The organism is Pantoea sp. SGAir0184, from assembly GCF_043544755.1.
Window position 1 is genome coordinate 511,143 of the sequence record NZ_CP028050.1, and the last position, 26,732, is coordinate 537,874.

Annotated in this window: 25 protein-coding genes; 12 read left to right on the plus strand and 13 right to left on the minus strand. The window is 55.0% G+C overall.

What is annotated here, in order from left to right; genetic code table 11:
- Positions 1–44 precede the first annotated feature (44 nt).
- A complete protein-coding gene (locus C1N60_RS02455) occupies positions 45–1,469 on the plus strand; it encodes a GGDEF domain-containing protein (RefSeq protein WP_058776404.1) in 1,425 nt (474 codons plus the stop codon).
- Positions 1,470–1,485: 16 nt separating this feature from the next.
- Here C1N60_RS02455 and ddlA read toward each other — a convergent pair whose 3' ends face one another.
- Positions 1,486–2,580 (minus strand): D-alanine--D-alanine ligase, encoded by a 1,095-nt coding sequence (ddlA, locus tag C1N60_RS02460; protein WP_104188233.1) that lies wholly within the window; start codon positions 2,578–2,580, stop codon positions 1,486–1,488.
- Positions 2,581–2,849: 269 nt separating this feature from the next.
- On the opposite strand from ddlA, the gene C1N60_RS02465 reads away from it, so the two are divergent.
- The 3 genes from C1N60_RS02465 to C1N60_RS02475 are packed head-to-tail and all read left to right on the plus strand — an operon-like array spanning position 2,850 to position 8,247.
- Positions 2,850–5,162 (plus strand): type I secretion system permease/ATPase, encoded by a 2,313-nt coding sequence (locus C1N60_RS02465; RefSeq protein ID WP_021509682.1) that lies wholly within the window; start codon positions 2,850–2,852, stop codon positions 5,160–5,162.
- Entirely contained in the window at positions 5,159–6,400 is a 1,242-nt protein-coding gene (locus C1N60_RS02470; RefSeq protein ID WP_021509681.1) for an HlyD family type I secretion periplasmic adaptor subunit, read from the plus strand. Before C1N60_RS02465 ends, C1N60_RS02470 begins: the two co-directional genes overlap by 4 nt.
- Before the next feature lie 5 nt (positions 6,401–6,405).
- Positions 6,406–8,247 carry a TolC family protein gene (locus C1N60_RS02475; RefSeq protein ID WP_394521329.1) on the plus strand — a complete coding sequence of 614 codons (1,842 nt, stop codon included), beginning with the start codon at positions 6,406–6,408 and terminating at the stop codon, positions 8,245–8,247.
- Here C1N60_RS02475 and C1N60_RS02480 read toward each other — a convergent pair.
- The 3 genes from C1N60_RS02480 to yjjJ all read right to left on the minus strand — a co-directional run bounded on the left by C1N60_RS02480 (position 8,244) and on the right by yjjJ (position 11,351).
- On the minus strand, positions 8,244–9,389 hold the full coding sequence (locus tag C1N60_RS02480; protein ID WP_394521330.1) for an MFS transporter: 1,146 nt from the start codon (positions 9,387–9,389) through the stop codon (positions 8,244–8,246). The two genes, C1N60_RS02475 and C1N60_RS02480, sit on opposite strands and share 4 nt — an antisense overlap.
- Positions 9,386–9,919 (minus strand): TetR/AcrR family transcriptional regulator, encoded by a 534-nt coding sequence (locus C1N60_RS02485; RefSeq protein WP_394521331.1) that lies wholly within the window; start codon positions 9,917–9,919, stop codon positions 9,386–9,388. Before C1N60_RS02485 ends, C1N60_RS02480 begins: the two co-directional genes overlap by 4 nt.
- 127 nt (positions 9,920–10,046) lie before the next feature.
- The gene (gene yjjJ, locus C1N60_RS02490) at positions 10,047–11,351 is read right to left on the minus strand and encodes a type II toxin-antitoxin system HipA family toxin YjjJ (RefSeq protein WP_394521332.1); all 1,305 of its coding nucleotides are present in this window, start codon (positions 11,349–11,351) and stop codon (positions 10,047–10,049) included.
- A 616-nt stretch (positions 11,352–11,967) separates the two neighbouring features.
- Between yjjJ and C1N60_RS02495 the strand changes: the two genes are divergently transcribed.
- The 3 genes from C1N60_RS02495 to C1N60_RS02505 all read left to right on the plus strand — a co-directional run bounded on the left by C1N60_RS02495 (position 11,968) and on the right by C1N60_RS02505 (position 14,337).
- The gene (locus C1N60_RS02495) at positions 11,968–13,389 is read left to right on the plus strand and encodes an integrase arm-type DNA-binding domain-containing protein (RefSeq protein WP_394521333.1); all 1,422 of its coding nucleotides are present in this window, start codon (positions 11,968–11,970) and stop codon (positions 13,387–13,389) included.
- On the plus strand, positions 13,386–14,006 hold the full coding sequence (locus C1N60_RS02500; protein ID WP_394521334.1) for a hypothetical protein: 621 nt from the start codon (positions 13,386–13,388) through the stop codon (positions 14,004–14,006). Before C1N60_RS02495 ends, C1N60_RS02500 begins: the two co-directional genes overlap by 4 nt.
- A 121-nt stretch (positions 14,007–14,127) precedes the next feature.
- Positions 14,128–14,337 (plus strand): helix-turn-helix domain-containing protein, encoded by a 210-nt coding sequence (locus tag C1N60_RS02505; protein WP_136548013.1) that lies wholly within the window; start codon positions 14,128–14,130, stop codon positions 14,335–14,337.
- A 100-nt stretch (positions 14,338–14,437) separates the two neighbouring features.
- Here the strand turns inward: C1N60_RS02505 and C1N60_RS02510 are convergent, their stop codons facing one another.
- Both C1N60_RS02510 and C1N60_RS02515 read right to left on the minus strand, forming a co-directional pair.
- Positions 14,438–14,620 (minus strand): YlcI/YnfO family protein, encoded by a 183-nt coding sequence (locus C1N60_RS02510; RefSeq protein ID WP_136548011.1) that lies wholly within the window; start codon positions 14,618–14,620, stop codon positions 14,438–14,440.
- Between the two features lie 6 nt (positions 14,621–14,626).
- Positions 14,627–14,800 (minus strand): hypothetical protein, encoded by a 174-nt coding sequence (locus C1N60_RS02515; RefSeq protein ID WP_168926293.1) that lies wholly within the window; start codon positions 14,798–14,800, stop codon positions 14,627–14,629.
- A 311-nt stretch (positions 14,801–15,111) separates the two neighbouring features.
- Between C1N60_RS02515 and C1N60_RS02520 the strand changes: the two genes are divergently transcribed.
- The 3 genes from C1N60_RS02520 to C1N60_RS02530 are packed head-to-tail and all read left to right on the plus strand — an operon-like array spanning position 15,112 to position 17,400.
- A complete protein-coding gene (locus C1N60_RS02520; protein WP_021509672.1) occupies positions 15,112–15,306 on the plus strand; it encodes a hypothetical protein in 195 nt (64 codons plus the stop codon).
- The gene (locus C1N60_RS02525) at positions 15,296–15,664 is read left to right on the plus strand and encodes a hypothetical protein (RefSeq protein ID WP_058759818.1); all 369 of its coding nucleotides are present in this window, start codon (positions 15,296–15,298) and stop codon (positions 15,662–15,664) included. Before C1N60_RS02520 ends, C1N60_RS02525 begins: the two co-directional genes overlap by 11 nt.
- Positions 15,661–17,400 (plus strand): DNA primase family protein, encoded by a 1,740-nt coding sequence (locus C1N60_RS02530; RefSeq protein ID WP_394521335.1) that lies wholly within the window; start codon positions 15,661–15,663, stop codon positions 17,398–17,400. The genes C1N60_RS02525 and C1N60_RS02530 overlap by 4 nt, the downstream gene beginning before the upstream one ends.
- A 663-nt stretch (positions 17,401–18,063) precedes the next feature.
- Here C1N60_RS02530 and C1N60_RS02535 read toward each other — a convergent pair.
- The 7 genes from C1N60_RS02535 to C1N60_RS02565 form a co-directional block, all read right to left on the minus strand.
- On the minus strand, positions 18,064–18,693 hold the full coding sequence (locus tag C1N60_RS02535; RefSeq protein ID WP_394521336.1) for a LuxR C-terminal-related transcriptional regulator: 630 nt from the start codon (positions 18,691–18,693) through the stop codon (positions 18,064–18,066).
- Positions 18,694–18,955: 262 nt separating this feature from the next.
- Positions 18,956–19,897: a fimbrial protein gene (locus C1N60_RS02540; RefSeq protein ID WP_394521337.1), complete on the minus strand. Its 942-nt coding sequence runs from the start codon at positions 19,895–19,897 to the stop codon at positions 18,956–18,958.
- 194 nt (positions 19,898–20,091) lie between these two features.
- Positions 20,092–20,367, minus strand: coding sequence for a FimD/PapC C-terminal domain-containing protein (locus C1N60_RS02545; protein ID WP_394521338.1), 276 nt, complete (start codon positions 20,365–20,367; stop codon positions 20,092–20,094).
- A complete protein-coding gene (locus C1N60_RS02550; RefSeq protein ID WP_394521339.1) occupies positions 20,367–22,616 on the minus strand; it encodes a fimbria/pilus outer membrane usher protein in 2,250 nt (749 codons plus the stop codon). Before C1N60_RS02550 ends, C1N60_RS02545 begins: the two co-directional genes overlap by 1 nt.
- 64 nt (positions 22,617–22,680) lie before the next feature.
- The gene (locus tag C1N60_RS02555; RefSeq protein ID WP_394521340.1) at positions 22,681–23,316 is read right to left on the minus strand and encodes a fimbrial biogenesis chaperone; all 636 of its coding nucleotides are present in this window, start codon (positions 23,314–23,316) and stop codon (positions 22,681–22,683) included.
- A gap of 51 nt (positions 23,317–23,367) precedes the next feature.
- The gene (locus tag C1N60_RS02560) at positions 23,368–23,886 is read right to left on the minus strand and encodes a fimbrial protein (protein WP_394521341.1); all 519 of its coding nucleotides are present in this window, start codon (positions 23,884–23,886) and stop codon (positions 23,368–23,370) included.
- A 293-nt stretch (positions 23,887–24,179) separates the two neighbouring features.
- A complete protein-coding gene (locus C1N60_RS02565; protein WP_394521342.1) occupies positions 24,180–24,683 on the minus strand; it encodes a fimbrial protein in 504 nt (167 codons plus the stop codon).
- Between the two features lie 386 nt (positions 24,684–25,069).
- Here C1N60_RS02565 and C1N60_RS02570 point away from each other — a divergent pair, with 386 nt between their 5' ends.
- Both C1N60_RS02570 and C1N60_RS02575 read left to right on the plus strand, forming a co-directional pair.
- The gene (locus C1N60_RS02570; RefSeq protein ID WP_394521343.1) at positions 25,070–25,927 is read left to right on the plus strand and encodes a winged helix-turn-helix domain-containing protein; all 858 of its coding nucleotides are present in this window, start codon (positions 25,070–25,072) and stop codon (positions 25,925–25,927) included.
- Positions 25,899–26,408, plus strand: coding sequence for a hypothetical protein (locus tag C1N60_RS02575; RefSeq protein WP_394521344.1), 510 nt, complete (start codon positions 25,899–25,901; stop codon positions 26,406–26,408). The genes C1N60_RS02570 and C1N60_RS02575 overlap by 29 nt, the downstream gene beginning before the upstream one ends.
- Positions 26,409–26,732: the final 324 nt, after the last annotated feature.

The window sequence follows — 26,732 nt, forward strand, 5'->3', positions numbered from 1 at the left end:
CCAGCGACGGATGGCAGCGATTTCAGGTTACAGGGTTCAGACGTATGCGCGTTAAGCTGTTTGAAGAGAATAATGTTAAAAAGAATGCTCTTTCGCTGTGTCTTATTACGCTGTTCTTCTGCTTTATTGGCAGCCACCTGCGTATTCCCGAAGAGTTTTCCCTGTTCTGGCCGGTGAATGCCCTCATCGCCGGTTTAATGGTGCGCAACCCGTTTTTACACACCACCTCCAGTTATCTGGTGTGTTTTGCCGCCATGATTTTCAACGATACGGTTTTTTCCGGCTGGGCACTGCCAGCGGTGACGATTAATTTTGCCAATATCCTGTTTATTCTGGTGTCAGTCAGCATGCTGATTAAGCATCTGCAATCGCCAACTGCAAACAGCCAGGTGTTCAACGCCATGCGCATCTTTCCGGCGTGCCTGCTCGGTGCAGCAGCCTGCGCCACCTGGGGTGCGTGGGCGCAGGATATCGACTTCAACGCGCGCTTTGTGGTGGCGTGGGCCGACTGGTTCAGCGAGCAGTTCTCCACCTCGCTGATGCTGCTGCCGGTGATGCTGACGCGTCCGCTGCGCAGCGTGCCGCTGCGGACGCTGGTGCACCCGGCCAGGCTGCTGCCGCTGCTCGCCGTGGCGCTGTCGCTCACGGTGGGGGCGCTGATTGGTGGCGCGGGCAGTCTGACCTTCCCGGTACCGGCGCTGATCTGGTGTGCCATTGTTCTGCCGATTCCGATCACCAGCCTGGTGATTCTGTTCACCGGCATCACCGAGATCGTGCTGGTCTCGCACGGCGTGATGAATATTCAGGGCGATGATTCGCTGCTGCCCATCAGCCATCTCACTTCTGCACGGCTGGGCGTGGCCACCGTGGCGCTCAGCCCGCTGCTGGTGGCGGTGAGCATGGACGCCATTCGCCAGCTTAACCATCGCCTGGCATTGCGCGCCAATTACGATTTCCTCACCCAGCTACTGTCGCGCTCCGGCCTGTATGAAAACCTGCGCCAGCAGCCGTTTTCCCTGCAGCGTGAAGCCGGCGTGATTATGCTGGATGTCGACTACTTCAAAGCCATTAATGACAATTTCGGCCATGATGCCGGCGATGGCGTGCTGGAGGAGATTGCGCGCCGTATTCAGCACGTGGTCGGCAGTCGCGGCCTGGTGTGCCGCTTTGGCGGCGAAGAGTTCGTGGTGGTGGTATTTGATTACACCCACAGCCAGCTGTTTCAGCTGGCCGAAGTGATTCGTCAGGCAATGGTGAAAGAGAAGTTCTGGATTCAGGGCAACACCGTGACCGTGACGGTCAGCCTCGGCCTGGCGCGCGGCGGTGCGGTTAACGAACGTGAATGGCCGGGGGTAATCAACCGGCTGGTGTCAGCGGCGGATAAACACCTTTACGTTGCCAAGCGCAATGGCCGCAATCAGACCTCACCGGCAATCGCGCCGCGCAGCATGGCGCATGACGTGGCCTGAGCCACGCCATCGCAGGTTACACGCTGCTTTTCAGCTGGCTGGATTGCTGATGACGCTGCTGCGCCAGTTCAATCAGGCGGGTAATCAGATCGCTGTAACTCAGGCCGGCCGCCTGCCACAGTTTGGGATACATGCTGATGTTGGTGAAGCCGGGTAAGGTATTCACTTCGTTGACAATAATGTCGCCCGTATCGGTGAGGAACACATCGACGCGCGCCATGCCAAAGCACTCCAGCGCCTGGAACGCGGTAATCGCTACAGCCCGAATGGCCTCGCTGGCTTCCGCACTGATGTCAGCCGGTACCACCACCTGCGCGCCGCTCTCGCTGATATATTTGGTGTCATACGAGTAGAAGGCGTCGTGCACCACAATTTCACCGCACGGGCTGGCTTCTGGCGCCTCGTTACCCAGCACCGCGCACTCAATCTCACGGCCACTGATGCCCTGTTCAATCAGGACCTTGCGGTCAAAGCGGAACGCCAGATCCAGCGCCGCGTCGAATTCATCCGGCTGCGTCACTTTGCTCACCCCAACGGATGATCCCTGATTGGCTGGCTTGATAAACAGCGGCAGGCCAAAGCGCGCAATCACCGCCTGCACATCCAGCGCCGCGCGCTGCGTCTGGGTGACGCTCAGCCACGGCGCCACTTTCAGGCCGGCATCGCGCAGCAGGCGTTTGGTGAAATCTTTGTCCATGCTGACCGCGGAACCCAGCACATCCGACCCGACAAACGGCAGATTGGCCATGCGCAGCAGTCCCTGCAGCGAGCCATCTTCGCCCAGCGTGCCGTGCACAATCGGGAAGATGACATCCAGCTGCGACAGCGGCTGCGCCTGCTGCCGCGTAATCAGCTGTTCCGCGCGGCTGCCGGGCACCAGCGCCACGTTTTCACCGGAGCGGTTCAGGGCAATCAGCGCCGGATTGTCGGCGTTGAGCAGAAAGCCTGAAGCGTCATTCAGATGCCACTCGCCCTGTTTGTCGATCCCCAGCAGCACCACGTCGTATTTGTTTTTATCGATCGCCTCAAGAATATTTTTGGCCGACTGTAACGACACTTCATGTTCGGCCGACTTGCCGCCAAATACGATACCTACCCGCTGTTTTGCCATTGCTCTTTGTCCGGTTGCAGTAAAGCGAGCAGCTAAGATAACACGCCCAGGACAGCGCTCAACAGCGCCGCGATTATTCTGCAGTTGATCGGTCGCCAGACCGCATTCAATCGGGCTTTGCCCACTTTATTCATAAATATTCTCCACCGTTTGAGACAAGTCTTGGACGGCCTGAAAGCTGCCTTCTGTCAGAATTTTCCCAATTCAAAGAAAAGTCTGCGGTGGACGATGCGTCCACCGTTTTTTGTCAGGTTTACAGGAGTCGGGAAATGATGGACCAGAAGCAGAATGCCGTGGAGCAGGATGCGCGTTCTGTTGCTCGTATCGAAACCACCGTGGATGACACGCTGTTAAAAAGCGTGGCGTGGATTTGCAAACACTACAAACGCGAGAAGAGTGAAGAGGCGCTGGTCGCCGGCCTGCCGAAAGCGACGCTGCTGTCGCCGTCGCAGGCGATGACCGCTCTGGAGAACGCTGGCATTACCGGCGGCATGGTTGAACGCCGCCTGCAGGATCTGCCGGAGCAGCTGATGCCGATGATACTGCTGCGGCAGAACGGCGGCGGCTGCATTGTGCTGTCGCGGCGCATTCACACCAATGAGGAGAATCAACGCGAGCTGCGTTTCCAGCTGATCATGCCGGAGGTGAGTGATAAAGCGGTGGAGATGAGCCTGGCGGAGCTCAACGAGATTTACGCCGGCTTTGCGGTGATGGCGAAACCGGCGGCGGTACTGGATGAGCGCGCCAGCGAAATGCTGCCGGAGGTCAAAGGCCACTGGCTGTTCAGCACCCTGTGGCGCTACCGCCGTTACTACCGCAGCGCCGCCATCGCCGCCGTGCTGATCAACGTACTGGCACTTTCCAGCATCTTCTTCACCATGAACGTCTACGATCGCGTGGTGCCGAACCAGGCGTTTGTTACGCTGTGGTCGCTGGCGATTGGCGTCACCATCGCCATGATCTTCGAAGCTATTACCCGCTTTGTGCGGGCACATCTGCTGGACATGGCGGGCAAAAAGGCCGACCTGGTGCTGGGCAGCATGCTGTTCCGTCAGGCGCTGTCGATCCAGATGGAGCACAAACCGGCCTCATCAGGCACTTTCGCCAACCAGATCCGTGAATACGAATCGGTGCGCGATTTTGTTGCCTCGGCGACGCTGGCGGCGATTTCGGATCTGCCGTTTATCCTGATGTTCGTCGGCGTGATCTTCTTTATCAGCGGTCCGCTGGCGATTATTCCGTTGATGATGATCCCGCTGATCATCATCGTCAGCGCCGCGATCCAGTGGCCGCTGGCGCGCATCATGAAGGAGAACCTGCGCGATGCGTCGCTGAAACAGGGCGTGCTGATCGAGTCGGTTGAAGGCATGGAAACGCTGAAAGCCGTGGGCGGTGAAGCGCATATGCAGCGCCGCTGGGAGAACTTCAGCGCGCTGCAGTCGGCTAACTCAATGAAGTCAAAACGCTATTCGACGCTGGCAACCGGCGTGGTGACCTTTCTGCAGCAGTTTCAGACCGTGATGCTGGTGGTGGCCGGGGTTTATCTGATCAACGCCGGCACCTTCACCATGGGTGCGATGATAGCCACCGTGATGCTGGCCAGCCGCGCCACCGGCCCGCTGGGTCAGGTGATTGGTCTGGCGGTGCGTTATCAGCAGGCCAAAGCGGCGCTGACCTCGCTGAATAAGCTGATGGAGATGCCGGTCGATCGCGACAGCAGCAAAACTTATCTGACCGATCCGCCGCTGACCGGCGAGATCTCGCTGAGCAACGTCAGCTTCTCTTATCCGGCACCGCCGATGAAGCCCAATCCGGAAATCCTCAAAGACATTTCGCTGACCATCAAGGCCGGTGAGCGCGTGGCGATTCTTGGCCGCATCGGCAGCGGTAAATCGACGCTGTTACGCGTGATGGCGCGTCTGTATCAGCCGGTGAAAGGGCAGATCTCCGCCGACGGACTCGATGTTAACCAGATCGATCCGGCCGACTGGCGCAAAGCAGTGGGCTTCGTCAGCCAGGATGCGCGCCTGTTCTACGGCACGCTGCGCGAGAACGTGATGATTGGCCGGCCGGATGCCACCGCGAATGAACTGCTGCGTGTGCTGAATCTGACCGGTCTCGATCACGTGGCGGCGCGCCATCCGAGCGGCATCAACCTGTCGGTCGGTGAGGGCGGTGAAGGGCTGTCGGGCGGTCAGCGTCAGTTAGTGTCGCTGGCGCGAACCCTGCTGACGCGGCCCAAAGTGCTGCTGATGGATGAACCGACCAGCGCCATGGACAGCATGACCGAAAGCCAGTTCCTTGCGCATCTGCGTCGCGCCAGCGAAGGCCACACGCTGATCGTCGTGACGCATCGTCCGTCAATTCTGGCGCTGGTCGACCGCATCATCGTGGTTGAGGAAGGAAAAATTGTCGCGGATGGCCCGAAAGAGCAGGTGCTGGCCGCGCTGGAAGGTAAAGGTAAAACCCGCCAGCCGCCGCGTCAGGCGGTAGAGCAGGCGGCGCGCGCACCCGCGCCGGCTAACGATGCTTCGGCAACGTCAGAGCCCGCCGTCGCCGCGGCAGAGGAGGCCGCAGTATGATCAAGTTAATGCCATGGCGCAGCCGCAGCAAAAATCTCTCAGCTGCGGATGCCGAATTCATGAATGACGTGCAGGCGTCCCTGCTGTCGCAAACCACGCCGGGATCGAAACTGGTGATGTGGATCATTATCGCGGTGATTGGCATCGGTCTCACCTGGGCAAACTATGCGCGGGTAGAGGAGATCACCAAAGGCGACGGAAAAGTGATTTCCCGCAGCCGCGAGCAGGTGATTCAGAGTCTGGAAGGTGGCATTCTCGCCGAAATGAACGTGCGTGAAGGCACGGTGGTCAACCGGGGCGACGTCCTGCTGAAAATCGATCCGACGCGTGCGCAATCAAGCTATCGTGAGGCGCTGAGCAAGGTGATTGGCCTGAAGGGCAGCATTGCGCGTCTGCGTGCCGAAGCCTACGCGCAGCCGCTGACGTTTGACGAGCAAGTGCAGAGCGATCCCGCCGTGGTTGCGCAGGAGACCAAAGCCTATGAATCACGCAAGCGCGCGCTGAACGACAGCATTAACTCACTGCAGCGCAGCTATGCCCTGTCGATGCGTGAAATTCGCCTGGCGGAGCCGCTGGCGGCGAAAGGATTGCTGTCTGAGGTCGAGCTGCTGCGTATGCAGCGCCAGGCGAACGACATCCAGGCGCAGATTGTTGAGCGGCGTAACCGTTACCAGTCTGATGCCAACACCGAACTGGCGCGGCTGGAGCTGGAACTCAGCCAGGTAAGCGAAAACCTGATTGGCCGCGCGGACGTGGTCGAGCGCACCACCATTACCGCACCGGTGCGCGGCACGGTGAAAAACGTGCGCGTTAATACCATCGGCGGCGTGATTCAGCCCGGTGAGCACATCCTGGAAATCGTGCCGCTGGAAGAGCAACTGCTGGTGGAGGGCAAAATCCGTCCTTCTGATGTCGCCTTCCTGCGTCCGGGGCTGCCGGCCAAAGTGAAAATCACCGCCTACGACTTCGCCATCTACGGTGGACTGGATGGCCATGTGGAATACATCAGTCCGGATACGCTGAAAGACGATCAGAAAGCCGCTTCCGGCCGACCGGATGACACCTATTACCGCGTGTTGATCCTCACCGATAAAAGTACGCTGCACGCAGGCAACAAAGATCTGCCGATCATTCCCGGCATGGTGGCCACGGTGGAAATCCGCACCGGCGAGAAAACCATCCTTGATTACCTGCTGAAGCCGGTACTTAAGGCGAAAGAAGCCTTCCGCGAGCGTTAATAACCATGAAAAATAATAATATGCACCGTCGCGCAGCGGCGCGGCGCCTCTCTTTGCTTGCCGGTTGCATTACGGTCATGATGGCTCCGGCCATCAGCGTAATGGCCGATTCGACCAGTGAACTGATGATGTTTGCCGAGATGAGCGGACATCGCCCGGCCGCCCCCGCTGCGGCACCGGTACGCAGCGTGCCGGTACAGCGCGTGCCCGTTGCGCCGGCCCAGCGCTTTGCAACCGCGCCGGCACCGCAAGCGATGTTTACGCAACCTCAGGTCGCGCCGGTTGCGCCACCGGTGGCCACGCCACGCGCTCAGCCGGCACCTACACCGACACCTTCACCGGCAGCGCCAATTGCACCACCGCCAGTGCAGCCGGTACAGGGCGGCGGTTTTCTGACGGAGGAGCAGCGCCAGCCGGAACCCAGGCAGACGAATCCGCTGCTGAAATCGGTACGCACTTTCAACCCGCAGCAGCCTGCGCCGGTGCCGGTGAATGAAGCAGAAGTAAAAGCACAGAGCGAGTTCAGCTATGTCAGTCCGCCGGTAGCGGAAACCCGAACCACTGCCGCCGATGCCGCCGTGGCGCGTTCACCGGTCAGCCTGAGCGGCGCGGTGGATGAAACCGTGGCTGAATCCGAGCTGCGGCAGAAATTCCTCTCGGCCGCGCGCATCACCTGGCGCATCAGCCCGGCGCTGAAATCATCCGTGGCGCAGACCGATGCCGCCGCTGCCAGCGTGGATGAGGCGAAAGGGCAGCGCTGGCCACAGCTGGATGTCAGCGCCAGTTCGGCGACCAAAGAGTTTGGTGGCGGGGTAAAAAGCGACGGTAGTCAGAGCAACGTGCCGGCGCTCGGCGTGTCGATGGCGACCAACCTGATTGATTTCGGTCAGACCAGCCGCACCATCGAGAGCCGCGAAGAGCGCGTGACCTCGGCGCAGCAGGCGGCGCAGGCGCAGCGTGAAGAGCTGGCGATGCAGGTCAGCAACGCGCTGATTGAGTGGAACAAGCAGCAGCGGATCATTGCCATCAGCCAGCAGTACGTGGCGCGCATGACCGAACTGACCACCATGCTGAGCGGCATTGTGCAGTCAGATACCGGTCGTCGCAGCGAGCTGACGCAGGCCAAAGGCCGATTGCTGCAGGCGCAGAGTTATCTGGAGAATGCCGAGTCGCGCGCGCGCGATGTCGAAATCACGCTAAACCGCCTGATGGGCAATAGTCGCGTGACGCTGCCAGCCAGCGATCGCTGGGCGATGAATTTTGGCGATCTCAATCGTCAGCTGGCCAGCCTGGATTATCATCCGCTGATCCTGCGCGCCAATGCGGAAACGCGAGCGGGGTTTAAAGAAGCGGAGGCGATTAAAGCTTCCGGCCTGCCAAAACTCAACTGGACGGTAACCAAAAGCACGCGTGAGGATCAGCTCGGTCGCCAGCAGGCGTGGCAAACCGGAATCAACGTTAGCTGGGGCCTGTTCCGCGGTGGTTCAACCAACGCGCAGGAGATTGCGGCGATTAAACGCGCCGAAGCCAGCCGTCAGCAGGTACAGGAGCAGCGACGTGATCTGGAAAATCGCGTGCGCGCTGCCAGCCAGGATGCACACTCCATGGCCGATCGCGCCGCGCTGTATAAGAGTCTGATCGTCGAGTCTGACCGCATCCGCAAAGACTTTTTCGATCAGTGGTATCACCTCGGACGCCGCTCGCTGCTGGATGTCCTGAGCGCCGAGAGCGATCTGTATAACAACCAGGTGAGCGAAGTGAGCAATCGCTTTGACAGCTACGCGGCGATCATTCGCGGCTACTCCAGTGCCGGCATCCTCAGCCGCTGGCTCACCACCGGACGTTAAGCGTCAGCGCACTGTGGCGGGTTAGCCGGTATCAGAAACAGCAGCGCAACCGGGATGGCAGCGAACGGCAGCAGGGCTGTGGCGGCGCTGCTGCTGTAGATCTGCGCAAAGAGTATCGCCCCGACAATTTGCCCAATCGCCAGCGTCAGAAACGCCGCCGCCACGCCAGAGGCCGCATTCTGTGGCGTGGCGGCGGCACCTGCAACCAGCAGAATACCCGACAGCGTGACGTATCCCGCGCCGCACAGTGCCGCCGCCGGTACCAGCCAGTAGCTAAAGTGGGTGAGCGCCGCCAGCAACAGCAGTGGTGCGGCCATCGCCAGCTGCGCCAGCCAGTACACCTGACGCATACCGATGCAGCGTGCCAGCGGGCCGGTCAGCGCGCCGAGAATGCCGGCCGCGCCGCTAACCAGCCACAGCATACTGGCGTGGCCCTCGTTCAGGTGGCTGTGCTGGCGTAACACATCCGGTCCAAAACACCACCACGCCGCGCTGGCGACACCGCTAAGGAAAGCGATGATGATCACCCGCTGCAGCGCGCAGTTGTGCAACCGATCGCGCCAGCCAACCGGCGATCCCGATGGATCGGCGCGCCCGGCGGGCAGGCAATAGCGTGCCAGCAGCAGGCTGATTAACGCCAGCGCGGCAAAACAGCAGCAGGCCGCGCGCCAGCCGCCGGGCATCAGCATAAAAATGGGCACTGACACAATAATGCCCGCGCCGGTGCCGGCGTTAATGAACGTGTTAGCGGCGGTTTGCCGCGACGCGTCAATTTGCCGGCTCACGGCACTGGCGAGCGCCGGGGAAGCCAGTCCGGCACCGAGACCGGCGATAAACAGCCCACCGGCAATCAGCCATGCGCTGCCGGCAGCGGCCAGCAGCAGTAAGCCGAGCATGGCCGTCAGTGCTGCCAGCATGGCGGTGCTGCGCACGCCCCAGCGCGCCAGCAGCAGTGTGGCGCCGGGCGTGGCCAGGCAGTAAGCCAGATAGCTGCAGGCGGCCAGCATGCCCGATGCGCGCGGGCTGAAGCTGATCTGTTGCGCCACCTGCGGCATCATCATTCCCCAGGCAAAACGCGCCAGTCCGTAGGTCACGGCGATCAGCATAAAGCCGCTTAGCGTCAGGCGGAGTGACGTTTTCATGACGCACTCGCCATCAGTTGCTCAGCCGCCAGACGTGCATTGACCGCGGCCTGCGGACCGTCAATCAAGCCGGCCATAATCGCCCCTTCAAACAGTATCCAGATGGCATCGGCCAGCGCTGACGGCGAAGTCCTGTGCGAGTGCGCCACGCAGGCACGGATGTAGCCGCGCTGCCAGTAGCGATAATCCAGCGCCTGCGCCGCCAGCTCAGCATCCTGTTCCGCGTACTCGCCGTACGCTTTGGCAAAAAAGCAGCCGAGCGATCCTTCCGCCTGCATCCACTGTTCCAGCACCGAAAACAGCTGGCTGATGGCCGCTGGATCGTCTGGCTGTGACAATAAATCGGCAAAGCGCTGCCGGCGCGCGGTCATCACCGCGGCGGTTAACCGCTCGCGCGACGGAAAGTGCTGATAGAGCGTACGCGTGGAGACCTTCGCCTCACGGCAAATGTAATCGGTGCTGGTGGCATGAAAACCGTTGTTGTAGAACAGCCGCTCGGCAGCGTTCAGGATGTGTTGTTTTTTACGCATACCTTAAAAAGTAAACCGATCGTTTTACTTTTGCAAAGTTGCGGGAGCGAAAAACGGGTGCGAGGCGGTTAATCACCGCCTGTTTCGAGGATGCAGCTTTGAAGAAATTATCAATCAGGAAACGCGCTTAGCCCAGTCGGGCGATGCGCGATCGGGCCTCATCCAGATGCTGTTGTAACGCGGCTAGGCAGGGCACAAAATGATCGGAGAAGCCATCGCAACTGTTCGCCAGAGACAAAAATTCCTCCGCCAAAGCCAGCGCTTCCCGCCATGTATCGCTGCTGACCACTTCCGGCAGGGACGCAGGCCGCAGCGTATTCACGATGGCGCCGCCCGCTCTGGGCGCAAAGCCCATCGGCAGAATGTCATAAGCCGGCGCGAGGTGGTATGGACGGCCATGGCGACTGATGAATGACAGGTTACCGGCGTGCATGTCGGTATTGCCGATCAGCATGCCGAATGCCCAAAGCCTTGCCGTGCTATTAGCGGCCTCAGAATGGACACACTTTTCCGCCACAAGCTGGTTGACGAGGACCGGCCAGCTTGCGCTGGCATTGCCGACGAACTCCGCATCAAGCGCCCGCAGCGAAAACACGCCGATACGGCCCATTTTGCCCACCCGATCAAAGCGGGGGATTTCGAGGAAGCGCTGCCCTGCAATATCAAACACGTCGGTCTCAACATCCAGTACTTTCAGGGCCAGATGTTCAGCCATCAGCAGATCGCGCCAGCGTTCGCTGACTGGGTTGTCATCTGCTGCGGTGAATTTCACCAGCACATGACCGCGTTCGGTATAGGTGCAGAATTTTGGCTGCTCGCCACCCGCAGATGAGCCCGGCACCTCACCAGCGCCCGCGGCCCGCGCCAGCTCGGGATACGCCGTCTCGCGCTCCACGGGAGTCGGTTCGGGCATTTCCAGGAAACGGCTGCGCGCCTGCTCGCCGATCAGCAGGTTGCCGATCGCATCATGACCTTGCGCCAGCAGCGCTCTGACCACCTCTGCGTCCGCCCATTGTTCGGGATTCGCCGGCAGACCGAGCCCGCTGGCATAAGTTGAGGCATACGCTCTGCCGAGATAGCCCTGTGGTCGCATGTCAAACAGCCACCACGGCAGCCCGTCACTGTGAAAGCTTTTGTGGTCCGCCTGCACCATCACAAATCCTTCCGGACGAACCGGAATCAGCTCACCAAGAGGTTTAATTTGCCCCTCATCGGTAACACGGTAAATCGGGGCCGAGCGGAATCCGCGAAACGTATCCCGCAGGGCATATTGAATAGATGGACCCGCCCCGATTTTGACGATGTCATTACCCAGTTCTCTAATCGCACGGGAAAGCGTAGGCTGGCTTATACCCATTTTTTCAATGAGTTGCCTTCCTGTCATCGGCCCGCTATGGAGAAGCTGACGTAGGGTTTCCGGATGCGTGGACATGGTGCTGAATCACTTTATAAATAGATAGGTGAATGGGTTTTTGAATAGATAATCTAGCAGGTAAGCGGCTGGCAGTCACTGGGATGTGCTGTGACTGGTGTGCAAAATGTGTGGTTCTGTGGGGTGTTGAGGCTGTATGCGGGCTTAACGGGGTAGATTCTCGCGTCGTTGTTTGTAAGAGGCGGTTGTTAACACAATTACAGCGTGAGGCAGTATGAGCCGGAAAGGCTGGCAAGACAGGTGATTTCAGGTTGAAAACGGGAAGGGGGCTGAGCATTGGAGTTTTAACTGTATCAGCAAAAAACGCAGGCCTTGCAACGCTATTGTTCAAATCTAAATAACAAAGCTATCTGTTTAAGGGTGGCTTAAGTAAATCAGATGAACAAGTGATTGGCGGCCCTCGCTAAGTTCGAACAACCGATCAAGCGATTATGAGTGTAAAATCAATAACTTACGTCAATATCCCCCTCTATACTTTTCAATACCTTCCCAATATAATAACCGCTGTATAAATAACCAGAAGTCATCCCAAATACGCGCTTGGGGAATCCTATAGGTATCCTGGCTGGACCATGCGATTCGCAGGATACCCTGATCGTGTGGTCGAGGAGGTTGGATGGAAACGTTCAAATTCACGAAAACCAGGCTGGAAGAGCTGCCTCCTGCTGCCAGGGGACAGGTGGAATATGGCGACACGGTCGTAAACGGGCTACGGATCCGTGTCGGCGTCAGCGGCACGAAAAGTTTCTGTGTATCCCGCAAGAAAAACGGCAAGTTTTTCCGGGCTACGCTGGGGCGTTTTCCTGCGCTTTCGGTGGAGAATGCCCGGGCGAAAGCCCTGGAGGTCATGGGCAGCATGGCTCTCAGCGGTCAGAACCCCAATATTCAGAAGCGCACGCACGAACGGGCAGCCGTCACCCTGCAGGATGCCCTGAACACCTATATTCTCAGCCGCGAGCATCGCCTGAAGCCGGCCACCGCAAAACAATACCGGAGCATTCTGGGCAACTATTCAGGGGACTGGCTCTCACAGCCTCTGGCTTATATCACCCGCGATCGCGTTGAAGCCCGTCATAAAGCCATCACGCATGGCACGGTCTGGTATGGTGCGGATAAGCGTTCCCTGCGACGGGGTACAGGGCAGGGTAGCCACGCCCAGGCGGATTTATGGGCCCGCGCACTGAGGGCGGTTTACCGTTTCGCACACGATCACTACCGGGATGAGGAAGGGCGAACCCTGCTTCCCGATCCACCCACACTGGTGCTCAGCACTAAGCGGAAATGGCATGGCACGGTCAGGAAAAGCGACCGCATCCGCACCCATGATCTTGGCCGCTGGTTATCTGCGATAGAGACGGTGAGGGAGCAGGCGGAGCGTGAACGTGATGATTTCGCAGCGACTGTGTGTGATGCCGTGGAGATGGCCACGTTCACGGGCCTGCGGAAGTCCGAAATATTCGGTCTCGCCTGGTCCTGCGTTAACCTGGGAGGCCGCTACTTCTGGATAGATACGACAAAAAACGGCGACCCGCTTGAACTGCCCATCACCCGTACCTTGCTGTTGTTGTTCCGCCGACGCGCTGCGGCGCGGCGCGGAGATCATCCTCTGGTCTTCCCAGGCATAAAGACCACCATCAAAGAATACCGCCACGTCACCGGGCGCATAAGCCGGTCAACGGTTCCTGAACCCAATCCGGACAATCTGCAGCCCATCCCGTTCAAGTGGCATGACGCGAGGCGAACTTACGGTACCGTGGCGGAGCTGGCCGGGGTAGGAAGCTATATCCTTAAGCGGCTGATGAATCACAGAACGCTGCGCAGTGCCGATGTGACCCAGGGGTATCTGCACTTTGGTGCAGATGAACTGCAGGCACCGGCAGCAAAAATTGAGCATGCCATCCTGGGCTACAGCGGGAGAGCGGATAAGCCCGAAGGCCTGGATGCCCGGCTGAAAGAAGCGCTGGAGCACCTCAGTGATGATGAGAAACGAAGACTGCTTTTTTCACTCTCGGAAAAGGTCAATGAGGTCAGAAAATGATTGATGAAATCAAAGCGGAAATGACAAAAAAGCTGGAAGAGCTGGCTATGGCAGAGCCGGTGACAGGTTATATCAATATATTTTACCAGGCGTTGTCCTTCAATGATGCAGACCGCAGGACGTTTATCACCGAAATTTCAGATCCGCTCTGGTGTATGGACCTCGCGAAAGGCAGCTATGACCGTGCCCGGCTGGCCCTGCTTAAATCCTATCTGCTGCTTCTGCTTGAACAGCACTACCACACAGCCATTTCACTCCTTCCTGTTCTGAAGTCTTTCGACATCCTGGGACAGACCGATACCGCAACGTTTATTGATGTCGCCATGAATAAGCTGCGTCAGTCTGAAGAATTCCGTCGGGAAGTGTATAGCGGCCATAACAGCAGGAATGCGTCAGGACGGCGTAATAAACATGCAGATGAAGTGATCGCGATAATGTCTGAAACCTGGCGCCAATATCCGCACACCCCTAAAAATGCCATGATCAAAAAAGTATATGGCCATTTGAAAGGACAGGTCAGTGAAGAAACGCTGGCACGCTGGATTAAAGAGGAGAAACTCGGGCCAGCTTCCAAAGTTCGCCCGTATCCGCCTTTTCGGCTGGTCATACCCTCATAGCGCGTTATGATCCCCTTATAGCGCGTTGTGATCCGATCACAGCGCGTTCTGAGACTACAAACAGTATCTCCGGCGATAGATATTCACCATCAGTCTATAACTGATATTGATGGTGATACTCATGCAATTCCCTCTCAGCCTGAAAACACCCCGCCGTCTGACCCGGTCAGAGGCAGCGCACTATCTGGGGGTTACGCCCCAGACCCTGGCTAACTGGGCCAGCACCGGTAAGGTGCAAATTCCGCATTACAAAGTCGGTCGCAAGGTTATTTATTTTCAGTCAGATTTGGACGCGTATCTGGTGTCCACGCGTCGTACGCAGACCATGTGAGGCTACCCATGCTGACTCAGCGAACCTTCACATGCTTCTGGCGGGATGAGTTTGATATGGCATCCGGAATTTATGCACTTGCTGATGTTCTGTATGGTGATCAGCCTTTGGGTTCGATTTCCTGGCGCTCTAGTTTTTCTCGGCATGCTTCTTTAACCCAGGAGCTGAACTTACCAGATCCTGCGGCAGTATCGATTTGCTCCAAAAGCTCATCTTCGAACCGAATGTTTTTAGCAGTGCTATTCAAACGATCAAAATTGCGCTTAGTTCTTTTCTCTTGCATCAATAGTCAGCCTTTAGGTTCGATGCCTCTGGACTGGAGTTCTTTGCGAAGTACCCGCTTAATCCAGGTCGCAAGCGTATTATCACCATCTTGTTTAGCAACTTCTTCTAATTGTTGCCTGAAGTCCTCATGCAAACGCATTTGGTATTGGGGAGAACGCTTCTCACTTTGTGTTGACATGGTAATTACCATTTCCTATATTTTATTACATGGTAACGACCATGTTAGTTTTCGTTTCCATACAAAGCAACGCCCCGCAGTGCTCGCAACACATACGGGGCGTCTTACCAAACCGTTAGTTGAGGTAACAGTTATGGCTGTGAACAAGCATACCCAAACTCGCCCTAAATATCAGTATCGCTTCCTAGCCGTTTCGCGTCAGGACCGGTCTGTACCCCCGCTCCGTCTCTGCACCGGCGCCGGCTCAGAGCAGGCTGTCCGCTGCCTTGCCCTCTCTCCCGCGGACCCGCTGCCCGTTCAGGAGGTCCAAAATGCGTGAGCCCATGGATTTAGATCAGGCTGAATTCCAGGCCGAGATGGCCACCTCGCTGTTTGAGGTGATTATGGACAAGGCCTGCCAGGAGTGTTCCCCCCAGCTGCGGCACCTCATCAGCCTGGCCTGCGACATCAACTTTGAGATCTACCGCGCGCTCAGGGCTGACGGAGGAAAGCACCATGATCAGTAACGTGAAGTTTAACGAGCTGGCCAGCCGGGTAGAGGCGCTCACTGCGCGCGTCGGGGACCTGGAGGCCAGCCTGAACGCGCTGGTGGATTCACAGGGCGGTACCATTCCGCCCGGCATGGCGCCGGTCAGCACGCTGGCGGCGGAGTTTGGCATCTCGACCAAAAAGGCGGAGGAGCTGGCAAAAAACGCCGGCGTGATGCTGGTGCGGCACAGGGCCGGAGGCTATCTGGTGCCGGACGAAAAATTCCGTGAGGCGGCCCGTCTGGTGCTGCGTGCGGCCAAACGGAAGTACGGCTCGGCGTACTGGTACCACCCGCTGATTGGCAAATTCCAGATGAGCGGAGGGATACCGAAATGAGCGTGACGGAAACGGAGACGGAAACCCTGTCTGACGCGCTGTTCACCTGCATCTACCTGTGGGTGAATGGTCATCCCGTTGATAAAAAAGCGGCCCGTGAGGCCGCTTCACGGCACCGCGATAAACATTCCTGCTACGGCCGGCTGGCACAGAAAATGAAGGACTTTGTGCCGGGCAGCGGCATGAGCTATGAAGCCCTGTGTGAGGCAGGCTTCTGCCAGACAGACGCAAAGAAGCAGCGCCAGACGCGGATGAACCTGATTGCCGGTTACACGGGCGGGGAGGCCGTTAAGGCGCTGCTGTGTGATGCAGAACGTATCAACCGCCTTTTTCCCGCCGGTAAAGAGCAGCCGGCAGCTCCCCGCCAGGCGGGGCTGTCCCTTTCCCAGATGGGGCCCAGCCAGCGCGGCGGGGTGCTTCTTGAGCATTACAGCGGGCAGCTGGCGCTGGATGCTGATTCAGACGTGGTGCATCACTATAACGGCATCGTCTGGCAGCCGCTGAGCGACCGGGCGCTGGCGCGCCAGATGGCGGCCATTTTTATTGACAGCGAAACGGCCTACTCCATGCCCGCCATGAAGAATGCCGTCGACGCCATGAAGCTGAGCCTGCCGGTGATGGGCGTGACGTCCCGCCATCTTGTCGGTTTCCGTAACGGGGTGTTCGACACCCGGCAGGGGATTTTCCGTCCGCACGACCCCGGTGACTGGCTGCTTATCGCCAGCGACGTCACCTTCACGGCGGCGGTGCAGAACGAGACGCTGGCCGGGCACGCGCCTGTTTTTCAGCAGTGGCTGAACGGGTGCGCCGGGCATCATCCGCGCAAGGCCGACCGGATACTGGCCGCCCTCTATATGGTGATGGCCAACCGCTACGACTGGCAGCTGTTCCTTGAGGTCACGGGGGCGGGAGGAAGCGGGAAAAGCGTGATGGCCGAAATCTGCACCATGCTGGCGGGTAAGGGCAACACCGTCTCAGCCAGCATGGCCGCGCTGGAGAACCCGCGCGAGCGCGCGCTCATCGTGGGGTACTCGCTCATCATCATGCCGGACATGACCCGCTATGCCGGTGACGGTGCCGGCATCAAGGCCATTACCGGCGGGGACAAGGTGGCGATCGATCCCAAGCATAAGCCACCGTACTCCACGCGCATCCCGGCCGTCATTCTGGCCGTCAACAATAACGCCATGACCTTCAGCGATCGCAGCGGGGGCATATCGCGGCGCCGGGTCATTTTTAACTTTTCACGGGTCATCCCGGAAGACGAACGCGATCCGCTGATGACGGCAAAGATAGAGGCTGAGCTGCCGGTCATTATCCGCCACCTTCTTACCCGCTTTACGGACCAGCAGGAGGCGCGTCAGCTGCTGTCTGAACAGCAGACGTCTGAGGAGGCCCTGACCATCAAGCGCGAGTGCGATTCGCTGGTGGATTTCTGCGGTTACCTGACGGCTTCACCGCAGTGTGACGGCATGTTTATCGGCAACGCAGAAATTGTTCCGTTCAGCCCGCGTCGCTATCTCTATCACGCCTACATGGCTTACATGCGGGCGAACGGACTGAGCAAGCCGGTATCGCTGACGCGCTTCGGTACGGACATGCCCGGGGCCATGGCTGAGTATGGTAAAGCGTATCTTCGCAGGAAAAGTACCAGGGGCCATATGCGCTCTAACCTCACGCTCAGCCAGGATGCTGAAGCGTGGTTGCCTTTTGCTGCCGGAGAACAGGAAAAATAAATAAATTAAAAAAGTGTCCACTACTCTCCACTTTGGTTAATTTTTATTTTTATAACAATAAGTTAATGGGTGGACAGTTAATTATTAACTCTCCACCCATTATTTATATATTTATTTTAAAACAAAGGGTTAATGGGTGGAGAGTCAGAGTGGATAGTATCCACCTTCCATCTAAAATGCAGAAAGAACAGGTGGAGAGTCTGAGGAATGGGTGGATAGTAGTGGACACTTGAATATCAACTCTCCACCCATTAACATTATGAAAATAAAGTAAAAAACGCAAAAAGTGGAGAGGTGGAGAGTTAAAGTACTATTCTTTTTTTTCGTGCGTTCAAAACAGAATTACTGTTCTTTTTAAGTTCGAAAATAAACAGGGTTAGCAAATCGCCCTGATACTGACCTGCACGAAAATGAAGGATGCTAAGGAGCCGAAGCGCCGGGCGTACATGCGGTTTGGCACAGACACGCCCGGAGCCATGGCAGAGTGTGGTAAAGTCTATCTGCATAGGGAAAATAGCAAGGGCCATATTCGCTCTAACCTCACCCTCACCCTGGATGCTGAAACGTGGTTACCTTTCGCTGCTGAAGAACAGGAAAAATAAATTAAAAAAGTGTCCACTACTTTCCACTGAAAGACTATGTTAGCTGCCTGAACTCAGAAAACTAAATGTCCTGCAGGTTAAGGCCGTAAATTTCCTTTTCGTGAGTTATACCGAGCTTACGCATTGCATTGCGCTTTTGTGAGCTGACCGTTTTCACGCTCCGGTGAGTTCGCTGTGCCGTCTGAGTTACGCTGAAGCCGGCCTGTAAGTATTCGATTATTTTTTTCTCCTTACATGATAAATTCTGATGCGCACAGCTTTTTTGGGTTATCCCTGCTGATGCGCCATAAATCTTACCTGAATTTCCATCATTCACTTTTCGGCAGGCGGCTTTAAGGACTTTTAAATATACCCGCGGTGGAAGTGATTTGCAGAGATAGGTATACAGTAATTGTTTCACCTGTGCTGCCGACTGCCTGTGCGGTAAACTCTCACCCACGGCAATCAATAAAATATGCGGATAATGTTCATGCAGCTCATTTATAAGACTTATAATCTGCATATCATCACTGGGGCGTGAGAAGTCAATCAGCGCAATATCTGCAGGATTCAGGCTCAATGAAAGAAGCATTTCACTCGCGCTGATGCAGGTATCAGTAATAATGATATCCGGATCCTCACTGATGAGGTGCCTCAGTCCGGACAGAAAGACAGGATGATCGTCAAGAATTATAACTTTGAATTTTCGCACAAGTAAGTCCTTCTGCAGAGTTACAGAGCCAGTCTCAGGCATGTGACAATGCAATCTGAGTATAAGCTAAAAAATAAATGATGAGATGGATGCGGATGCCTGTTATTAATTAACGTACAATATAAAATTGACATCCCCCGAAATAAATCAACCAGTTCAAGAGTTATGCCGGTTTTGATGATCCAAAAAAACATTAACAACCTTATTAAAGATGCGACTTCTTCCGGGCATGGCATATTTTTCATGCCCGGATGCTATTATTCTAGTGATAGGTCAGCGTAAAAGTCGCGTTACTGTCAGCCTTACCAGCGGTAACTTTTTCACCAATCTGGAGATAACGCGCCTTGAAAGGGATACCATTATTTCCGACGACCACTGAGCCGGCATCAAAAGCCTTTCCAAGCTCAACCGGCTTACCGTCATAGAGAACCTGAATACCAACGCCGCTGGCAACACCTTCACCTCCTGAGTCCTGTAGCGCCAGAATGCCCTGCGAGGGATCTATTGCGCCTGCAGAGCCAGTTTCGATGTTAACGCTAACCGCATTCTCGGTAGCGCAGTTTAATTGAACATCAAAAGCAGACTCGGAGGAAGCTGAACCCTGGCCGCGAAAATCGCCCGTATTAGTTGCCGGCATCGCAACGTTGATATTCTTGTTGGTCACCTCGCAAGTGCTTACAATATTAACTTCGTTGATCAGATTAACAAAAAATGCCGTATGCGCGCCCTCATATCCATAAGACGCAAGCGTTCCGGGAGTAATTTTTCCGCTAGTTATGCTGTCCGCTTGTGTCGCAAAGTTTATCTCAATATGTTCTGAAGGTATGAATATATCAGTAGCTGAACTCTTGCCATAAGACGGAGTGAGTAGTCTTATGTATCGTTTAATGAACCACACACTCATACGTACCCCCTCCGCAGGTGTATTCATCCAACTTTCATTCACTCGCCATGGACGAGTGTAATTAACCACAGGCCTGGTTTCAGGTGAACATTCAACCAGATTCTCTTCGACACTCACTATCGAAAATTCACCATGGTAAAGATTACCTTTCTGCCCTGGCGTAACAGTAATTACATCAGGAAGTCTTACATTGATATTTTTATTAACCCAATCATTAAGTGGCGTGCACGCTGCTAAAGCATGACTGACGCCAGATAAAATAAGACACACAAACAGCATGTACGGTATGAATTTTCTCATATTATAACCCCCTCAATGCCAGGTGAATCTTTTTCTGGTATTGAAATTATTAATAACCGATGGGATGAGTTGCAATTTTAATGAAATTATTGATTCCAGTGTTTTCTCGCAACTATTCCGGTAGATAGTAAAAAATTATATGTTTTACTTAAGATTACTTTTTTAGTGACAGAGTTAAGGAAGAGTAAGGCAGCTTATCTGCATCTCACTTCTGCTACGTTCAGGCCATGCTCAATATTTTTGAGGTCATATGAAGCTCTGCACTGTCGATCAGCCGTTTTTCCCCAGCTGACTGATAATGTACCTTTGAGGGACAGGCCCGACAGAAATACTTCGCCACTGTCGCCGACAATGGCGCTGTGTTTATCTTCCGTGGTCACCGAGGCGCCAAAAGGCACTGGACGTCCGTCGGCACGGATCAGGGTGATGAAGGCGCGTTGTCCAACCCGCGTTTTGTACTCCGCTCGCACTATCGCCCCCGGGTTGGCACAACGCCAGTGATAGCCTTTTCTACCTCGACGTCATCGGCAAATGAGCCGGTATCCAGCGCTAGCGAATTGTTCCGATATGGCGAAGTGTAGGGCACCACAGCATAGCCTCTCCAGTCGGTGCGGACGCCGTTGTAGTTCTGTAACAGCGCGCCGGCGGCGCCCGGCGCCTTGATCAGTCCCGCGGTCTCACTGGTTTTCTGGCCAAAGGTCACGCCATCCTCGTGAATAACCAGAGCGCCTTCAGCACCTGCGCTGATGCTTTGAGCTGCCGGGGTATAGCTGAGCGCTCCGTTCACTTCACCATAGGTCCCGCGATAACTGGCGCGTCCGGCACCTGAAGCCTCCTGCCCGCGGCTTCTGTACCCCTGCGAGACGCTCCAGTTTAACGCGTTGCCTTCAAGCGCCGTGCCGCTGAGGGTTGCCGTATGCATTGTCGAATCGTTAATGCGGGAGCTCATATTATAGCCAGCCCAGGTATTACTGCCGCGTAAGGGGACACTCAGGTTAAGCGACACTATCTGATCGCCGCTGGCCGTTTTCCCGCTGAAGCCAGAAGTGTTGCGGTTATAGGCGTAATTGAGCCCGTAGCTGACGCCTTTAAAACTGTTACTGTATCCGAGAGACCAGGAATTCAAACGACGCCCGCTTCCCCAGTAATCCTCCCGCAGCGCTGTAGCTGATAGGTAGCCGAAGTCGTCGCCGAGACGCTGCGTAAGCGTAATCTCCGCACGGTTACGGCGCCGCTCCGTCGACCTATAGGCACTATAGGGAGCGTAGCTGTTGAGCACTTCATGCAGGGTATAGAAGCCGCTGGTTGAATAACGGTAGCCGGCAATGGACACGTTAGTACCGGTCGTTGCCAGGCTTTTACTGTAGCGCAGCCGTACCGATTGACCGGACGTGGGATCAGCGCCCTCTGACTGCCCTGATGAATGGGTAACATCTGCAGATATAGCGCCAAGCCCCGCCATGTTTTTACCCAATCCGGCCGCGATCGCCTTGAAATGATCCGCAGCCTGAAAGCCAGCATAGCCGGTAAGCCCAAGGCCAAAACCGTAAATAGCTGTTGCCTGAGCTATCCGGGCATCATCCACACCGCGCCAGCCCGGCCGGTATTCTCCGAGCGTAATGCTATACCGAAGACGACCTTCACGCTGCATGACCGGGAGGGCAGCGAAGGGAACAAGCTGTCGCTGTACGCTGCCGTCAGTTTCGGTGATAGTCACTTCCAGGTCGCCGCTACCGCCCGTTGCATACAAATCACTGATTTCGAAGGGGCCGGCGGGCACGGAGCTCTGGTAGATAACGAAACCGTTCTGGCGAATCGTCACCTCGGCGTTGGCACCGCGGGCGATGCCGCGCACGACAGGTGCGTAACCACGCTGGCTCTCGGGCAGCATTTCATCATCGGAGGCCAGTTGCATGCCACGAAATGGCACGCTGTCAAAAATATCCGATGGTGATGCACTGTCGCCCAGCGTGAGCTGGCCTTCAAGCGCATTAATACCGCGCTGTGCATAGGTATAAGCGCTTTCCCAGCGGCCCTCGCCAGCCCGGCTACGCTGCCAGGTGCTATAATTTCTGAAACGCCATGCGCCCAGGTTCACCCCGGGGCGGAGGTTAATATACTGGCTCTGGCTGTTTCTTCCCTGACCGGTTCGGTCAAAGTTGTTTGTTGTACTAAGACTGTAATTGATGATTGCAGCGGTCAACCCGTCATCCCATTTATCAGGAGAAACGTAGCTCCTTACACCTGAAGAGACCGCCGCCTGCGGCAGGCTTAGCTTGAGGTTCTGATTTGTGAAATCAAAATCAGCGAGTGCCTGCGGAACAGCGCTCAGATCTGCGCATGAAGCGTCCCCGGCCTGAAGTTGAGGGTAACGATCTGTTCTGACACCCCATTCTTTGAGATCGGATACGCTCAGGCAGGGCTGCAATTTAGGTCCCTCAGCCGTCTCTGCGAGCCGGAAGTCCACCATACGACTATCCACTTCGATACCGTTCAGTAACACGGTAACCTGATAGGTCCCGGGAGGTTGATGCCCGTTTCCGAACGCCGTCAGGTCGGGCGTGTCAGTCTCTTTACTGTCGAGCTTTTCCAGCAGCGCCGGATTGAATGTCTCTCCGGCGGCCTGACCCATAGTCATCACCGGAATAAGCATCGCGCACAGCAGCGCCAGCGGCGTGGGGCGCAACACGAAGGGTAGAGTTTTCTCTGGAAGTCTCATAAATACTGACGGCCCGAATGTTAAAGTGAAATCTGATGTGCTTTATCCGGTGCGCCGTAATCGTTTAGCACCTTCCATTCAATCTGACTGCCCCGTGTACCCGCAGGCAGGGTAATACTGAGCTCTCCGCGCGGGTAACAAAACCGGGGTGTTCAACGGTTTTTCCATCCACACTGACGGAATAAAAATTCATGTAATACGGCGTAGGGTTTGACACGCGGACCTGATTACCGTTGCGCTGCCAGGTGAGCTTGCCGGCCTGCTGCGTGGCTGAGCTCTCTTTCAGAGGCGCGGGGCGATAAATCAGCTTCAGTCGCGTCTTAACCGCCAGCTGCAGCGTGTTTTTACCCTTATCGGGTGTTCCTGACGGTATGGCCTTAATGTTCAGCCAGTAGAGACTTTCACGATCCTGGGGTAGCGCCTGACCATTGTGAATAACGCGTAAGGTATTACTCTGCTTGCCATCCAGACGGAACAGCGGCGGCGTTACAACAAAGGTTTTGTCCTTCTGTTCGGTGGTAGTTTCAACCCACGACTGGATCAGATAAGGACTGGTTTCATTATTTTGTACCTGAATGGATGATTCTTTTTTTGCTGCGTCGTAAATTAAGCGGGTCCCTCCCACGGTGACGCCAGAAAAAGCCTGTGCAGAATAAATCGCAACGCCTGTCAATACAAACGAAGCCAGCAGCGCTTTCATATATTTCTCCGGGAATAAAGGGCTGCGCTGAATTAACAGCGCAGCAAAAAATCAGTTATAAACAATATCGAAGGAGGCAGTTGCGTTCGCATCACCCGCTGTGATGTCTTCTGCATCTGCCGTTGAAATATATACCGCACGGAACTTGGCATCAGCCGCACCACTGGTAATAGGAACGGCTTTTGAGTTGCTCAGCAGCTTGATTGGCGTACCGTCAACTTCCTGGATCTGCAGGCCAATTCCCGTTGCGGCATTAGCACCGGAAGTCAGGTCGATAATGCTATTATCGCCTGCGTTGGCGGTGCCATCGAATTTAACTGAAACCGAAGGTACGCCCGGGCATGATTTGAGACTGATCGAAAACTCGGTTGGCAGTGCGGTATCGCCTTTTGCTTTAAACTGATCTGCGCCAATGTTGCCCATAGTTACGGCGATTGGAGCACCGGTGCCTGCATCAATGTCACAGGTTTGATCGGTAATTTTACCTGTAAAGTTGATGGTGCCATCCGCCGCCTGAACACCAGTTGAAATAAGTGCAAAAAGAGACAGTGCAATAATATTACGTTTCATTTTTCTACCTTTAAATGACAGTGGTTGATCTATAAATTAACAGCAAAAAATAAACTAGTTGATGAGACGAGTTATCTTTGTTTGTTTTGCATGATTACTAAGCGAGAGTATTATTAAAAAAGATGAATGAACACCGCAACCCGCCATGGTTAACTTTAATTTATTTTTATATTCATTAAGCATTTAATTTATTAAAAGCCAATAAAATCAATAAATTAAAAATTATTATTCAATATAAACTTTATTAAGAAAGACTGAGGGAAATAGTCTCGCCGGCCGGTTTAGCGAAGAAGTCAGTTATAGAAGACGTTAAATGTTGCCGTCGCGTTGGCATTGCCTGGCCCTACAGAGTCTGCTGTAGAAATATATACAGCGTCAAACGTCGCTTCGGCAGCATTTGAAGTTACAGTTACCGGCTTGGAGTCTGACAGGAGCGGAATAGGAGTACCGTCCTTTTCACGGATCTGTACGCCTACACCTGTTGCAGTTTCGCCACTCGTGGTAAGCGCAATAATACTGTTATCGCCATCAGCAGGTGTTCCGTCAAATCTGACTGATACCGTATTTACGCCAGCCGCACAGGCAGCAAGAGTGATTTTAAACTCAGCGGGCTGCGAAACGGAGCCTTTTCCCGGAAACTGAACATGACTGAGATTCGCCATTGTGACGTCACCAGTGGTAGTGATATTACAGGTTTTATCTGTAACTGTTCCAGTGAAATTCAGGGTGCCATCTGCAGCCTGAGCACTGGCAACCAGTAATGTAATGAGTGCAACTGCTACATGTTTAAGCTTCATGAGGACCTTACTTTTTAATGATAAGAATTAAGCGTTATATTTACGAAAACATCGCTGCTACTTTGGGTGTTTGTTTCTGACAAGGTATTGTCAGGATATAACCGCAGAAAATATTATACCGCAACGATATTCACTGCTTGCAGAGTATGCCTCTTTATTTGTTTGCATATCAAAGGAAATTATTCGTCTTAATAAATTTTAATAGAGGAATAATGCTTAATAATATTAAATGCTGTGTTAAAGAATGCTTTTCACATGGAAGTCCCCTAGGTTAAGGGATCCGGTTCATGGCCATAATGAAAAAAAGCATTTTCTGGTTAATAATATTAAAATCTTCTGTCGCGACCTGACGCCAGACCAGCTCTTAACTTGATAGACGAGACACCATGGGTAACACACCAGAACGAGACGCTTCATCAGGCGTTGTCCTTTTTATCGGAAACGTCGCCCGGCTGGACCTGACTTCCAGAAGTCTGATAAGGCTGGATAATAGCAATGTCGCATCCTTGTCGGCATCGGCATCACGCTGCCTTTGCAGTTTTGTGGATTCGGTACATCAGGTTCTTTCTCCGGAAAGGCTGATAGAGGATGGCTGGCGCAGCCAGGGACTTGAAGCAACAGAAAACAGCGTTCGCGTGATGATAAGCCAGCTGAGGCGAGCCATTGCTTCCCTGAACCTACAGCATGAGATAACCATCCAGACCGTCTCAGGTGAAGGTTATATGATGCTGATCAGGCAAAAGGAGGCCGGGGCGCAGCCTGGTGTCCCTCTATCTGAAACTGAACCACAAAAAGCAACGCCATCCCCAGCCGGTGCTCAAATGAGTTTGTCCAAATCCTCAACGCCCAATCCTTCTCATTTTCAGGCACCTGACAGGCCTCATACGCTTCGTTTCTGGTATCCACGCGGCATGGCGCTGTTTGCTGGCGCGCTGATTGGGATCGGATGTGCGAAATGGATTGTTTCGTCTTTTCTTTTTATGCCTGCAAGCTATTACTACACAGAGTGGCAAGGGACTGCCCCACCTGGAAAATCCGTTTGGATCGCGGGTGGTAATCTTTCTGACGACCTTGTAAGCGAAACCCTCAGCATTTTTAGTCAGTACGCCTCAGACGATAGTAGTCGCCCTTATCTGTATATTAATGATGGCTTTAAAGAACAGTATTTGAGCCTTTTTGCCTGCCGGAAACCTGTCACAGAATCGGAGAATGGTTGTGAAGCCTTTTTTTTCAGGAAAAGTTAATCCCCTGATCGGATGGTTTATGTCAGCAATGGCAGCGGGCCTGGTACTTGGGTCTGTCCAGGAAGGTGTTGTTCTGGAGAATGTGTCACGTTGTGATACACCTGCTTCGGTTTATCACCTGTATGACAACGGTGACTGGAATGCAGCAAAAGGCATCTACCGTTTTTACCGGGATGGTTTTCATTCAGGCCACGTTGTCTATTCGGGCAACATTGTTAAGGCCATCAAAGGCAGCAGAAAAATCATACCTGTGCACCGTGAGGTTTTTTTTGAGTCTACTCTAAAAGGCAACACGGTGCGGTCAGTACAGACAACGTCAGCCAGACGCCTGGGAGACCGGAGTGAGGATAAGGACGTGCTGGAATTTATTTTTCCTGCACTGACTGCGGGCTCTGTATCAACCAGCTACTTATACCTGATTGACGGATCGGTGCTGGCTTACGGGACGGAAACGATGCCCAGGTTTATGTGCAGGACATGACACGTTTGAAAAGCGGTCCTGGTTTTTGCGATTCCCTCAGCGAATATCCGGTAAAAGCATGCCGGCGCCACGTGCGGGTTATGTCGAAAATGGTCTCAAACCGGGTAAGTTCGTTATGCAGTTGGCCGTCCGGAGAAGTAAGTGTAAACCGATTATGTGAGCATCCTGTCAGACCGGACTCGCGATCATTATTGAGGCTGGTTTAAGATGTCCGGCCCTCTGGGCGGACATCTGAATTTAGCCGTTACAAACCTGGTATCGGTCGTCGGCTTCGCCTGCTGACTGTAATCGAGCTCTGCACGCGCGAATGTATGGGGATCTGAG